The organism is Bacillus sp. N5-665 (assembly GCF_022637375.2).
GTDB lineage: Bacteria > Bacillota > Bacilli > Bacillales > Bacillaceae_G > Bacillus_A > Bacillus_A wiedmannii.
The window spans coordinates 3,332,910-3,345,994 of the sequence record NZ_CP093325.1 but is presented as its reverse complement, the minus strand read 5'-3'; the positions used below and the strand labels follow the sequence as shown (position 1 = coordinate 3,345,994).

Below are 13,085 nucleotides of genomic sequence, written 5' to 3'. Positions count from 1 at the left end.
AAATAAGTACAAAAATATTTTGAATAAAAATGAGATCTAAATTATATATACTGAAAAAGTTTTCTGATATATCTATTGACAATGTATAAGATATACATTAGTCTTGTGAATATAATTGAAAATCATTTTCAACTGGGAGGATTTATGACACGCACTAAAAATATTCTTATACTTTGCATTATGTTATTAATGGTCATAATCGCAGGGTGCGGTAAAGAAGAAGAGAAGAAAGATAAAGATACATCAGTAAAGGCAAAAGATTCATATAGTATAAAACATGCAATGGGCGAAACGACAGTAAATGGTACGCCAAAAAGAGTTGTTGTTTTAACAAATGAGGGTGCTGAGGCACTTTTAAGTGTTGGAGTAACGCCAGTTGGAACGACAAAACCACGAGCTGGGGATGAATGGTATCCTCATTTAGCGAAAGAGTTAAAAGATACGAAAGTAGTAGGAACTGAACGTGACATTAATTTAGAGGCAGTAATGAAGCTTCAGCCGGATTTAATTATTGGAAATAAAATGCGTCACGAAAAAATATACGAGCAGTTAAAAGAAATCGCACCAACAGTATATGCTGAAACATTGCGCGGTGATTGGAAAGAAAACTTTACGCTTTATACAAAAGCTGTAAATAAAGAAAAAGAAGGGCAAAATGCTCTTAATGATTATAAAAAGCGTATTGCAGCAATAAAAGAACAATTAGGTGATAAAATTAACTCTAAAGTTTCAATTATTCGCTTCGTCCCAGGTGATGTTCGTATTTATCAAAAAAATTCATTCTCAGGCGTTGTATTAAATGATATTGGATTTAAACGACCACCACTACAAGATAAAGATGAATTTGCGATAAAAGGAATTACAAAAGAACAAATTCCAAATATGGACGGGGACTACTTATTCTATTTCACATCTGATAAAGATGCGGATAAGAATAATGAAGGAAACACGTTAGCGAAAGAATGGACAGAAGATCCGCTCTTTAAGCAGTTACAGGCTTCTAAAGATAATAAAGTATTCGAAGTAGATGAAGTGATTTGGAATACAGCAGGTGGTATTGTAGCTGCAAACCTTATGTTAGATGATATTGAAAAATATTTTTTAAAGTAAATGAATGGTCTAGTACATCACTTTAAATGGGTGATGTACTTTTTTATTTATGAAAATACAGAAAATTCCTTCTTTTGAGTGTGGATAAGTTGTACAATTAAACCAATTATGGAATAAAGGAGTGGGAATGAATGAAAGCTACTCATAAAGATTGGATTTTGTTTAACGGAAGAATTGTAAATACGAAGGAAGAACAGCCGATGATTCCATTAGAGGAGAGAGGCTTTCAATTTGGTGATGGTATATACGAGGTATTCAGACTATATGATGGGAAGCCACATTTATTAGATCTACATTTGGAACGATTCTTTAATTCTATGGAAAAAATAAAACTAATTCCACCTTTTACTAAGGAGGAGTTAGTGGAAGAGTTGCATCAAATGATTGAAAAAAATCAATTTCAAGAAGATGGGAATGTATATTTGCAAATATCAAGAGGTGCTCAAGCACGTAATCATGTATATGAGTCAAATATGCAACCAACATATTTTGCAAATATTGTTTCGTTTCCAAGACCAATTGCTGCTATGGAACGAGGAATAAAAGTTACTGTAGAAGAGGATATACGGTGGAAGTTCTGTCATATAAAATCTTTAAATCTGCTACCTAATATTATGATTAAAAATAAAATAAATGAACAAGGCTATCAAGAAGCGATATTAGTACGAGATGGAATTGTAACTGAAGGGTGTCATTCAAATTTCTTTATGGTGAAGAATAATAAATTGATTACACATCGGGCTGACAATTTCATTCTACACGGCATTACACGTCACTTCGTTATTACATTAGCGGAAGAGTTACATATTGAAGTAGAAGAACGAGAATTTTCACTACAAGAAGTATATGAGGCTGAGGAGTGCTTCTTTACAGCGACACCACTTGAAATATTCCCAGTCGTTCAAATAGGTGATGAACAGTTTGGAACCGGCGAAAGAGGACCAATTACAAAGAAACTCCAAGTTGCATATGAAGAAAGTATTCGTTTGTTTAAAGTTACGAACTAATATTGAAGAAAAAAGCTGGTATTCCTCCAGCTTTTTTTCATGATATAATTCAAGCATAGGACAAGATTTGAAAACGCTGTAAAAAGGGGATTTAATGTATGAATTATGAAGATTTTAAAGAAGTAATTCACGGTAGACGAAGTGTTAGGAAGTTCACAGAACAAGAAGTATCCACTAGTGATATAAAAGAAATTATTGATTGTGCTCGTTATGCACCGAGTGATACAAACTCACAAACTTGGGAGTTCTTGGTCATTATGAACCGAGAGAAAATTAAAGAAATTGAACAAATGACATGGGATGCATTACATAAACTTGCGGCAAAAGCGGCAGAAAACGGAGAAGAGAAAGCAGGGAAATTACTTACACGTTCTTTCGGACCATATGCAACAGCTTTCTCGGAGGCGCCAGTATTAATCGTATGTTTGGCAACACCATATGAATCAAAGTTTCGTGAAAAGATATTTGATCCAATTGCTTTTGTTCCAGATTCAGTTTGGGAAGAAGAAGGAATTAAGAGTAGCTGTTTAGCGGCACAAAATTTAATGCTGGCTGCACATGCAAAGGGGCTTGGTACTTGCCCGATGACAGGACCGGTATTGTTAGCTCAAGATGAACTACGACAATATTTACAAGTTGAGCCTGAAAAACAAATAAATATGGTTATTTCACTCGGTTTTCCGAAAGATAAGCCGAAGAAACTTCCAAGAAAAGAAGTAGATGAGATTACAACATTTGTTTTTTAAAGCCTAAAATAAAAAGACATTGAATGAACAATGTCTTTTTATTTTGGACAGGTATGTAATTAATTTGTTGGGCTAAAATGATAGATAAGAGGGAATTACTATTTATTTCATAAAAAAAATTAATGTTCTATTAAGGAAAATATGATACATTAATCGTGGGCAAGATTCTATTTGTTCATGAAAGTTTTAAAATTAGTTTTAAAATTTAAAAGTTATTTTTGTATAATAAATTATAATGAAATGACAGGGGGGATGAATTTTGAAAAAATTCATAATCACTGGATTGTCTGTATTGTTACTAGTTGGTTGCGGTACTCCACAGGAAAAAGAGGGCACACAATCAAAGCAGGAAGAAAAAGTTGTAAACGCAAGTAATGAGAATATAGTTGTATTTCCTGAAGGAGCGGTGCCAGTCGGAGAAGGAAAAGTGAAAGTTATTACTCCAGATGGCACCTCTGAAAATGGCAATATACCGGCTGTGTTCATCAAAAAGGATACTTTAATTCAGCAAGTTGAATTAGAGCTTTCTAATTTTCAAAACGATAAAGAAACATTTATATTTGTAGATCAAGTATATGCAGATAAACATCAAGTCACTAGTACAACACAGACAACAGTACAATTAAAAGAAAAGGCGCTTGAGACAGGTAATCATACGGTTACTGCAGTTCAGTATGAAAACAATGACCCGAAAGGAAAGGTTATTAGTTTTAATCAAGCAACATTTGAAACAAAACCTGCGTCTTAAGAAGAATAAAAAGTACATTACTCAAAAAGTAGTGTACTTTTTTATTTATACTAGAGGATGTCATAGTAAATCACTTGTTTCTACTATGACAGAGAAAGAGGCTGAAGATGTGAATCGGTGTATTCGTATCGTCTTTATTCGTATAACGATGTCATTAATTTGGTTTATGATACAAGAAGTAATTCAAATTACGCTCAATGAACAAATTCATGATTTGTTAATAGGAGCTATTTGTTTTACCATTGTTTATCTATCATATGATAAACTCAGATTAAGGTAAGTTTTACATGAAAAATGTAGGTATTTCATTTGAAATGTCGAATAGTACATACGATGTCGTAATAACAAATTTTCTATTGTTTACTGTGAAACAGAAGAAGGGGAGATAGTAGTTATGAAACGAGCGCTTATTAATATTGATTATACATATGATTTTGTAGCTGAAAAAGGTGCTTTAACCTGCGGGAAACCAGGACAAGAAATTGAGAAGGAAATTGTCCATATAACGAAGCAATATATTGAAAATGGAGATTATGTTGTCTTTGCGATCGATAAACACGAAGAAAACGATGTATATCATCCAGAATCAAAGTTATTCCCGCCTCATAATATAGCTGGTACAAATGGAAGTGATTTGTTTGGTGAATTACAAGATGTGTACGAAACATATAAAAATGCAGAGAATGTATATTATATGGATAAAACACGATATAGTGCATTTGCAGGAACAAACTTAGAGATGAAGTTAAGAGAAAGAGGAATAGAAGAAGTTCATCTTGTAGGTGTTTGTACTGATATTTGTGTTCTTCACACAGCAGTAGACGCTTATAATAAAGGATTTAAAATTGTAGTTTATGAAAAGGCAGTTGCATCTTTTAATGCGCAAGGACATGAATTTGCACTTGGACATTTTAAGTCATGCTTACATGCAGAAGTGAAGTGAAAAAAAGAGGCCTTTAAAAAGGTCTCTTTTTTCGTTTAAATTGTGACGACGTTTTGCTCGATTAGTTTTTTTATGAATGGACTAATTTTTTCTGGTAATCCATTTAAATTAAAAAATTGTACATGCAATGATTCAAACCCATCAGCTTTTAACGTACCACTTGTAATATTTTTGCAAAGGTATGCGATTGTTATAGGGTAAAATTCATCTCCGTTCGGTAATTTTACAAAAAATTCTTTTCCGGAAAATACATGTATTAACTGTAAAGTTCCTATTTCAATCCCTGTTTCTTCAAGAACTTCACGTCTTCCGGCTTCTTCTGTTGATTCACCAAGTTCAACAAATCCACCGGGAACACCCCAAACACCATTTCGCCTTTGTTGTAGTAATATTCGTCCTTGTTCATTGAAAACAGCTACAGCAACGCCAGCTAGATTGAGTGGTCTTGATCCAATAACTTCTCTTAGTTCTTCGATATAGCCCATTGTTAGTTAACCTCCGCGAGTCAAAATATTTTCAAATGAACAATTCGGCGTTGTGTTAATATTCCCCTTTTTGTTTAGGTAAGTATTGAGGTCTTAACATAAAGTCATTTATAAAAAATTCTATTGTTATCTCCCTTTAGATAATAAAAAAGGGTATATTTATAGAAGAAAGTGTAACAAGTTTTAAGGAAATCAAAAAGTATGACAATAAATTAGTTTTTCATGAAATTTTCATTAGTTAAGGGTGTGGATGGATGAGTTTATTAACGTATACTGAAGAATTTTTTAATTATGTAAGAGAGTTTTTACTTTTAAGATTTTTACTATTTGCTTTAGTACTAATCATTATCTCTTTTGTAATTAACCGCATTATTGATTGGTTTTTTAGGAAATCAAGCTTTTTTGATGAAGAGGTAGAGCAAACGATTCAAAGTGTGATTCGATCTATTTTTAGATATATCATTATCATCAGTCTAATCATATATTTAATTAGCCAATTTGTAGATATAAAAAGTATCATTGCAGGTGCAGGGATAGCGGGAGTTGTTATTGGTTTTGCTGCACAACAGATGTTAAAAGATGTTATATTAGGCTTTGCGAGATTAGCGGACAAAGAGTTTCGTGTTGGCGATTTTGTTACTTTTAACGGAACAAATTCAGGAACGATTGAGGAAATTAGTATTCGTTTTATGCAAATTCGTGAATGGTCGGGAAAACTTCTTACGATACCACACGGAGAGATTAGGACGATACAAAATTTTAATAAAGGATGGATGCGCGTAATTGAACGGATTACGGTAAGTTATCAGGAAGATCCTACAAGAGTTAAGGAATTGTTAGAAGAAGTTTGTGTTAATTGTAATGAAAAATTGGCTTCGAGTCTTTATAAAGTAGAGGATGAAGCTGTTGAACCGTTTAAATATGTTGGTGTCACAGATTTAAACCCGAATCTTAAATATGTTGGATATGAATTTTGTATTACAGGTTTAATAAAGCCAGAAGATTATTTTGAAACTTCTAGACAAGTAAGGTTTGAATTAATGTCTATGTTCCATAAGAATCAAGTGCAAATGCCAGCAGCAAATATGGTCGTTACTACTGAAAGTTTACAGCATAACCATGGTGGACAATCTTTATCGGACAGCTAAAGAAGAACAAGAACAGTTTATTAACAAAATTCTGTTTTTAATATTGGATAGAAACACAATAATAAAATGATTAATTTAAAGAAAGAACTGAAGGAATGCGGTTCTTTCTTTATTTGTAGAATTTAGAAATTTCTTAATGTTATAATGGTAGTTGGTGATGAAAATGAACTTTGAAGAAAAAGAGATGCATCGTTTAGAAGCATTAAAAGCAATTGCTGAATTATTAAATGAAGCAACAGACTTACAGGACATGTTAGAAAAAGTGTTACATACATTGTTACAAGTTATGAATTTACAAACAGGGTGGATATTCTTTATCGATGAAAGTGGAAAGCACCGTATGCTTGTAGATGAAAACTTACCACCGGCTCTTACATGGAAAGAGAAGAAGCCGATGTGTGAAGGAGATTGCTGGTGTGTAGAGCGTTTTGTGAATGGGAGATTAGAAAAAGCAACAAATATTATTGAATGTAAGCGGATAGAGGATGCGATTGAATGTAATTGGGGAGAGACCGAAGATGTTACGCATCATGCGACAATTCCCCTTAGGTCTGGATCGGAGAAGTTTGGTCTATTAAATGTGGCTTCACCTCAAAAAACACATTTTTCAGAGGAAGAATTAGCATTACTAGAATCAATTACATTTCAAATAGGAACGACAATACAACGTATTCAGTTAGTAGAGAAAGAACGTAAATACGTAGTGGTAGCTGAAAGAAATCGACTTGCACGTGATTTACATGATTCAGTAAAACAATTGTTATTTTCTATTATGCTAACAGCAAAAGGTACTTTAAATATGACGCAAGATAGAGACTTGCAAGAGATGTTGAGCTATATTGGAGAATTATCACAGGAAGCATTACAAGAAATGACACTTTTAATTTGGCAATTAAGACCGGAAGGATTAGAGAAAGGTTTAGCAGAAGCAATTAAAAATTACGGAAAGTTGTTAGGGATCCACGTGGAAGTTCGAATTGATGGTATGGTTTCAATTGGAGATGAAATAGAAGAAGTTTTATGGCGTATTAGTCAAGAAGCAATACATAATTGTAAAAAACATGCTTCATGTGAAAAGGTAAATGTTCTTTTAAAAATAGAAAATAACCAGTTGTATTTTTACATAGAGGATAACGGAATAGGATTTATACAAGATCACGTAAGAGAGTCAGCGCTCGGTTTAAAAAGTATGAAGGAACGTATTCAGTTAATGAGGGGATCATTTCAAATAAAAACTGAGCTGAAAAAGGGTACGAAAATTGAAATTCAATTGCCGGTTTAAAGGGGAGAAGAAGATTGAAGATTAAATTACTACTAGTTGAAGATCATCATATCGTTCGAAGAGGACTTGTATTCTTTTTAAAAACGAGAGAAGAATTTGAAATAGTTGGGGAAGCAGAAAATGGTGAAGAGGCATTAATATTCATTCAAACGGAAAGACCAGATATAGTATTAATGGATCTATCAATGCCGAAGATGGATGGTATAGAAGCAACAAAACGGATAAAACAATATGATGAAACAATAAAGATACTTATATTAAGCAGTTTTTCAGAGCAAGATTATGTTTTACCAGCACTGGAAGCTGGAGCAGATGGTTATCAATTAAAAGAAGTACAACCAGAGCAACTTGTTGCTTCTATCATTGCAGTACATGAAGGAAATGCGAATTTTCATCCGAAAGTAACACCAGCACTATTCGGACAATCAGCAGTCAAGAAAGAAAAAGAGAACCCTTTTTCCATGTTAACGAAAAGAGAGCAAGAAGTACTTCGTGAAATTGCGAAAGGGCGAAGTAATAAAGAAATTGCAGCAGAGCTTCATATTACAGAACAGACTGTGAAAACACACGTTTCAAATGTTTTAGCTAAATTGGAAGTAGATGATCGTACGCAAGCTGCATTATATGCGGTGAAGCACGGGGGAAATAATAAGTATGAATAATTATGTACCATATTACGACAGAATACATAGGAGTATTTAAAATTTATCATGCTATTTGCGGGCTTATAATTAGTGGTAGATGTACAATACTCTCACTGATTAAAGTTTCAATTTATAGTAGTGCTAAATAAAGGTTTTTCTTCTTTCTATAATTAGGTACAATAAAACTACGATGGAAGGGGAAGATATGCTATGCCAGTTACAAGAAGTGGGATTGGAAAAATTCAAGCTTCGTTAAACGGTTTATCACCGAAATTGCGAAGTATTGCCGAACATATATTGAAACATCCACAAGATGTTGTACATAAATCTATTACAGAATTAGCTGAAGTTACGAATAGTTCTGAAGCTACGATATTCCGCTTATGTAAGCACCTCGGTTTTCAAGGGTTTCAAGATTTAAAGATTACATTAGCTCGTGAAATTGTACATACTCCTATGCAAAATATTCATGAAGAAGTATCGGCAGAAGATAGTATGGTAACAGTTGCTAAAAAAGTTTTTCATTCGCATATTACAGGACTGCAAGATACATTGCATTTGTTAAATGATACAGCGCTAGAGCAAGCCGTAAAGGTATTGCAAGATGCAAGTCGTATTGAGTTTTATGGAAATGGTGGTTCTGGTATTATTGCGAGGGATGCATATCATAAATTTATGAGAACGGGTATTTCTTGTATTGCTCATACAGATTCACATTTTCAAATTATGGGTGCGGGTTTACTTACTAAAGAAGCAGTGGTAATTGCAATTTCTCATTCTGGTAGCAATAAAGGGTTACTAGAAGCGTTAGAAGTAGCAAAAGCAAGGGGAGCTCACATTATTGCAATTACGAGCTATCAGAAATCAGCATTAAGTCAACTTGCTGGTATTACTTTGTATACCTCAACACGTGAGACAGAATTCCGTACAGAAGCAAGTTCATCAAGATTAGCACAGTTAAGTTTGTTAGATACATTATACGTTGGGTTATCGTTACAACGCCAAGAAGAAACGTTGCAAAATTTACAAAGTATACGTGAAACAATTTCGATGAAACGAATATAAAAAGTCCTTCAGTTGAAGGGCTTTTTATATTCGTCAATAGTTTGATGATATATAATCTAGGTTTACTCGTTATAATTTTTTTGAAAATATGATGATAATAATTTCCTATATTAAAAAAATTTTTATTTATTACTCCGCGTCTTGAATTCTAATAAACGATACATAGATGAAATCTCAGTTTTCCCTTCAAATATAGTAAGAAAACATTTGGTTAATAATTCAAATATTGTTCAATATTTAACAATAAGCTTTTAAAATTACATGTTATGATGAACGTGTAATGATGATTGAACATTTAAATTTGGCATAATGATTAGCCAAATCAGTGAAGACAGAAGATTTGAGATGTACTCATTAAAATTCTAAAACACTAAAGGGGAGATCATATATGAAAGCAGTAGTAGTTAATAAAAATAGTAAAGCAAACATTGAAGTTATTGAAAAAGAATTACGTCCGTTACACTCAGGTGAAGCGCTTGTAGATGTAGAGTATTGTGGAGTTTGTCATACTGATTTACACGTTGCAAATCATGATTTTGGAAACACAGATGGCCGTATTCTTGGTCATGAGGGTGTAGGTATTGTTACGAAAATTGCTGATGATGTTACTTCACTAAAGATAGGTGATCGTGTAAGTATTGCATGGATGTTCCAATCTTGTGGGCGTTGTGAATATTGCATAACTGGTAGAGAAACTTTTTGCCGTGAAGTTAAAAATGCTGGTTATTCAGTCGATGGTGGTATGGCAGAACAATGTATTGTTACAGCTGATTATGCTGTGAAAGTACCAGAAGGATTAGATCCTGCTCAAGCATCATCAATCACATGTGCGGGCGTAACTACATATAAAGCAATAAAAGTATCAGACATTAAACCTGGTCAACCTATCGTCATCTATGGTTGTGGTGGATTAGGTAACCTAGCTATCCAATATGCTAAAAACGTATTTGGTGCAAAGGTAATTGCAGTAGATATTAATGACGATAAATTAGCGTTAGCAAAAGAAGTTGGTGCGGATATGACTATCAATCCAATTTCTCAAGGTCCTGCTGATAAGATTGTTCAAGATGAATTTGGTGGTGCTTATGCTGCTGTAGTAACAGCCGTTTCTAAAGTAGCATTCAATTCAGCAGTTGATGCAGTACGTGCTTGTGGTAAAGTCGTTGCAGTAGGTTTACCAGTAGAAACTATGGATTTAAACATTCCGCGACTTGTACTAGATGGAATTGAAGTAGTTGGTTCTCTAGTTGGTACTCGTAAAGACTTAGAGGAGGCGTTCATGTTCGGTGCAGAAGGAAAAGTAGTGCCGGTTGTTCAAACTTGTTCTCTAGATAAAGTACAAAATGTATTCGAAGAAATGGAACAAGGCAGAATTCAAGGACGTATGGTAATCGATTTTAAACAGCATAATTGTGATTGTAAATAATTCACTTTAAATATAAAAAGCATGAGTCTAGCAAAGGACATGTAAAAAAGTTAGACGGCATAAAGAAGCTGATCCCTGTATTCAATAGGGATCAGCTTCTTTTATATCAATGCCGATTAATGAGAAATGATTAAAGATTCACTTTATCTACAAACGAAAAAGAGTCTTTACTTTTAACAAATTTTTTATGATTTGGAACGGTTTGAATTGCTACAACTTGCGAATCTCTTGCTTTCAGTGCATCTTGAATCCCGATTGTCATAAGCTTAATAAATAGAATCGTAATAAAGAATGAAACGAGAGTATACAAAATAATCCACCATGAAATATTCATTTCATAACGATTTAATCCAATAAGGCCTGCCCAATCATTCGATAGAGAAACAGGTTTGAGTACTCCGTCATAGAGTTCACGCATTTGTATCCCACCAATTATAATATCAAGCAACGCTAAATGGATAACGAGTATGAGAGTTTGGACGATATGTTCCATAAATAACACAAATAAGCGGTCAAGTAATAAGACTCGTAAGTGTTTTTTGATAATATGAAAACGGCTAGCACCCAGTAATTGTGAACTTAAAATATAATCTTGTTTCATAAATTCATCAACCTCTGAGGATATATATAAAGAAAGTGTAGGCAGAGCGACGAAAATAAGTACGAGTACTTGATAAAACGCAAATGAAATATTTGGATCTAATCTATCAGCATTTGATATGATTACAATATTAACGGGCGTGATGAGTATAAATGCGATAAATAAAGTAGGAATATAGTAAAACACTTCTGAGCATGCCTGGAAAAATCTCTTGAATTTTGGAGCATATAAACTTAAGAGAATTCCTATACATGTTCCGAATAAAATTCGAAAGAAGCTAATTGCCACAGCTAATAAGATAGTGAATTTTGCTCCTTCTATAATTTGTAAGAAAACAGACTCTCCAAAACGATCAGATCCAAAAGGCGGTATTAACGATGGTGGAAAGGGGGCCTTTCCAAGTAATTCGTTATTGTCATTGTAAAGTAACTGAGGAGGTTTTGGGATGTTATCTTTAAAGAACCAACTATAAATAAAACTAGCTGAAACAAGTATGAATAAATAAGTAAAGCCGATTAAAAAGCGTTTTGATTTCCAAATAGATTTCATAAAGCTGCTCCTTTCAATTGCTTTTGCCATCTATTCATCATGAAAGAGATTATTTGAAAAATGGCATAAAACGGTAAGATAATCATGACAAGTATAATAAATGCAGCCGGAGGTGAAATAAACGCCTTTTTAAATAAAAATTGAATAATGCCTTGCATATTAAAAACAAATTCTAAAATGAATAAGTTAGAAAGTAAGAAAACAAAAATCGTTTTTAAATGGTGGAAGAAGTGGATAGATATATTTTTGAATAAATGAATGCATAGTATATAACTTGATGAAAACCCTTTTCCATATGCAACCTCTACATAATGTTTTCCATGTTCTTCTTTTATGTATAACACCATCATCCGAAACATTTGTAATGTAGGTAAGACAGCTAAAGATAAAATAGGGAGTAAATAAGCTCGATTTTCATTAAAAGAAATAATGGTGACAGGTAATTCCCCGAATTTCCGCAGTAACCATATGAAAAATATTTGTAAACAAATCATCATCATCATATCAGGGACAGCTTCTAATATGAACACAATTCGGTTTATCCATTTTTTTATATAATCTTTTGCTAAAAAATAAAAAAATGCCATGCTAGATGAGATAAAGAGCGCAAGCAAAAAGGCTACGAATAATATAATAAACGAATATAGGTAAGGTTCTAAAACAGTTGGAAATAATGGTGTTGTTTTTAAATGACCAAACTTTGGGTCTGATCCTATAACCAACAATGATTCAGGTGAGAAAACCTGTTTTAACATAGTAACGATCTGGTTAAAAAAATAAATTGGTTGAAAGGTGAATCCTTGTTGAGTGATAAATAAATAAGGTAAATTTAATAATAGTAACAGTGATAAAAGAATTGATGAAAGCTTAATTGTGAATTGAGATATTTTATGTAACATTAAATCCCTCCGACATCTTTTTACAACATTATACAATAAAGTCTAAAATATTGTTTTATTTTTCTGAAAAATATAAATACTATTAGATTTTATAGTATGGAACATATATTTACAAGTTAATAAAGTGATAGTAGGATCCGCACTCTAAGACTATTAAGATAAAAGGAAGAGTGAACTTAATACAATAAAAACGAGCAAAGTGCACAAAATTTCCATTGCGGAGGTAGTTGCTGTACAACTCATTTTTCAGACAAATGAGTAGAAAGTACGGAAGGACTATATATGTGTTGTTAATGAAAGAAAAAGAATGTGTTGCGAAACGAATATAATGCAACTTTACCGCACGTAAAAGCTAAATTTAGTATGTAAGTGAAATGGAATGAGGGGATTTGTTTTTTGTTATGAAAAAAATTTTCTTTTTAAAACTTGATT

The 13,085-nt window shown here is 33.0% G+C and carries 14 protein-coding genes; 11 read left to right on the top strand and 3 right to left on the bottom strand.

Annotation, left to right across the window (positions count from 1 at the left end; genetic code table 11):
- Nucleotides 1-144: 144 nt before the first annotated feature.
- The 6 genes from MNO09_RS19730 to MNO09_RS19705 all read left to right on the top strand — a co-directional run bounded on the left by MNO09_RS19730 (nucleotide 145) and on the right by MNO09_RS19705 (nucleotide 4,554).
- Nucleotides 145-1,110, top strand: coding sequence for an ABC transporter substrate-binding protein (locus tag MNO09_RS19730; protein WP_000198714.1), 966 nt, complete (start codon nucleotides 145-147; stop codon nucleotides 1,108-1,110).
- Between the two features lie 131 nt (nucleotides 1,111-1,241).
- Nucleotides 1,242-2,117, top strand: coding sequence for a D-amino-acid transaminase (gene dat, locus MNO09_RS19725; RefSeq protein WP_000648370.1), 876 nt, complete (start codon nucleotides 1,242-1,244; stop codon nucleotides 2,115-2,117).
- A gap of 98 nt (nucleotides 2,118-2,215) precedes the next feature.
- Nucleotides 2,216-2,863 carry a nitroreductase family protein gene (locus MNO09_RS19720; RefSeq protein ID WP_001105302.1) on the top strand — a complete coding sequence of 216 codons (648 nt, stop codon included), beginning with the start codon at nucleotides 2,216-2,218 and terminating at the stop codon, nucleotides 2,861-2,863.
- 259 nt (nucleotides 2,864-3,122) lie between these two features.
- A complete protein-coding gene (locus MNO09_RS19715) occupies nucleotides 3,123-3,611 on the top strand; it encodes a putative periplasmic lipoprotein (RefSeq protein WP_000713502.1) in 489 nt (162 codons plus the stop codon).
- 85 nt (nucleotides 3,612-3,696) lie between these two features.
- Nucleotides 3,697-3,891 carry a hypothetical protein gene (locus tag MNO09_RS19710; RefSeq protein ID WP_078183176.1) on the top strand — a complete coding sequence of 65 codons (195 nt, stop codon included), beginning with the start codon at nucleotides 3,697-3,699 and terminating at the stop codon, nucleotides 3,889-3,891.
- Nucleotides 3,892-4,005: 114 nt separating this feature from the next.
- A complete protein-coding gene (locus MNO09_RS19705; protein WP_000816760.1) occupies nucleotides 4,006-4,554 on the top strand; it encodes a cysteine hydrolase family protein in 549 nt (182 codons plus the stop codon).
- A gap of 35 nt (nucleotides 4,555-4,589) precedes the next feature.
- On the opposite strand, the gene MNO09_RS19700 is transcribed toward MNO09_RS19705, so the two are convergent.
- Nucleotides 4,590-5,039: an NUDIX hydrolase gene (locus tag MNO09_RS19700; protein ID WP_000540502.1), complete on the bottom strand. Its 450-nt coding sequence runs from the start codon at nucleotides 5,037-5,039 to the stop codon at nucleotides 4,590-4,592.
- 254 nt (nucleotides 5,040-5,293) lie between these two features.
- Here MNO09_RS19700 and MNO09_RS19695 point away from each other — a divergent pair, with 254 nt between their 5' ends.
- From MNO09_RS19695 to adhP, 5 genes are all read left to right on the top strand, one after another.
- Nucleotides 5,294-6,187, top strand: a complete 894-nt coding sequence (locus tag MNO09_RS19695) for a mechanosensitive ion channel family protein (protein ID WP_000055440.1) — start codon at nucleotides 5,294-5,296, stop codon at nucleotides 6,185-6,187.
- 163 nt (nucleotides 6,188-6,350) lie between these two features.
- Entirely contained in the window at nucleotides 6,351-7,469 is a 1,119-nt protein-coding gene (locus tag MNO09_RS19690; RefSeq protein WP_001008443.1) for a GAF domain-containing sensor histidine kinase, read from the top strand.
- A 14-nt stretch (nucleotides 7,470-7,483) separates the two neighbouring features.
- Complete coding sequence (locus MNO09_RS19685; protein ID WP_000694649.1) at nucleotides 7,484-8,131, top strand: response regulator; 648 nt, start codon at nucleotides 7,484-7,486, stop codon at nucleotides 8,129-8,131.
- 192 nt (nucleotides 8,132-8,323) lie between these two features.
- Nucleotides 8,324-9,178: a MurR/RpiR family transcriptional regulator gene (locus MNO09_RS19680; RefSeq protein ID WP_088107135.1), complete on the top strand. Its 855-nt coding sequence runs from the start codon at nucleotides 8,324-8,326 to the stop codon at nucleotides 9,176-9,178.
- A 388-nt stretch (nucleotides 9,179-9,566) separates the two neighbouring features.
- On the top strand, nucleotides 9,567-10,604 hold the full coding sequence (adhP, locus tag MNO09_RS19675; RefSeq protein WP_000649116.1) for an alcohol dehydrogenase AdhP: 1,038 nt from the start codon (nucleotides 9,567-9,569) through the stop codon (nucleotides 10,602-10,604).
- A gap of 130 nt (nucleotides 10,605-10,734) precedes the next feature.
- Here the strand turns inward: adhP and MNO09_RS19670 are convergent, their stop codons facing one another.
- The gene (locus tag MNO09_RS19670) at nucleotides 10,735-11,754 is read right to left on the bottom strand and encodes an ABC transporter permease (RefSeq protein ID WP_000836586.1); all 1,020 of its coding nucleotides are present in this window, start codon (nucleotides 11,752-11,754) and stop codon (nucleotides 10,735-10,737) included.
- The gene (locus MNO09_RS19665) at nucleotides 11,751-12,653 is read right to left on the bottom strand and encodes an ABC transporter permease subunit (RefSeq protein WP_000902494.1); all 903 of its coding nucleotides are present in this window, start codon (nucleotides 12,651-12,653) and stop codon (nucleotides 11,751-11,753) included. The genes MNO09_RS19670 and MNO09_RS19665 overlap by 4 nt, the downstream gene beginning before the upstream one ends.
- Nucleotides 12,654-13,085 lie beyond the last annotated feature (432 nt).

Bases quoted from the DNA above. Each gene is read 5' to 3' on its own strand.
- MNO09_RS19730 (WP_000198714.1), top strand. From the start codon at position 145: ATGACACGCACTAAAAATATTCTTATACTTTGCATTATGTTATTAATG.
- dat (WP_000648370.1), top strand. From the start codon at position 1,242: ATGAAAGCTACTCATAAAGATTGGATTTTGTTTAACGGAAGAATTGTA.
- MNO09_RS19720 (WP_001105302.1), top strand. From the start codon at position 2,216: ATGAATTATGAAGATTTTAAAGAAGTAATTCACGGTAGACGAAGTGTT.
- MNO09_RS19710 (WP_078183176.1), top strand. From the start codon at position 3,697: ATGACAGAGAAAGAGGCTGAAGATGTGAATCGGTGTATTCGTATCGTC.
- MNO09_RS19705 (WP_000816760.1), top strand. From the start codon at position 4,006: ATGAAACGAGCGCTTATTAATATTGATTATACATATGATTTTGTAGCT.
- MNO09_RS19700 (WP_000540502.1), bottom strand. From the start codon at position 5,039: ATGGGCTATATCGAAGAACTAAGAGAAGTTATTGGATCAAGACCACTC.
- MNO09_RS19695 (WP_000055440.1), top strand. From the start codon at position 5,294: ATGAGTTTATTAACGTATACTGAAGAATTTTTTAATTATGTAAGAGAG.
- MNO09_RS19690 (WP_001008443.1), top strand. From the start codon at position 6,351: ATGAACTTTGAAGAAAAAGAGATGCATCGTTTAGAAGCATTAAAAGCA.
- MNO09_RS19680 (WP_088107135.1), top strand. From the start codon at position 8,324: ATGCCAGTTACAAGAAGTGGGATTGGAAAAATTCAAGCTTCGTTAAAC.
- adhP (WP_000649116.1), top strand. From the start codon at position 9,567: ATGAAAGCAGTAGTAGTTAATAAAAATAGTAAAGCAAACATTGAAGTT.
- MNO09_RS19670 (WP_000836586.1), bottom strand. From the start codon at position 11,754: ATGAAATCTATTTGGAAATCAAAACGCTTTTTAATCGGCTTTACTTAT.
- MNO09_RS19665 (WP_000902494.1), bottom strand. From the start codon at position 12,653: ATGTTACATAAAATATCTCAATTCACAATTAAGCTTTCATCAATTCTT.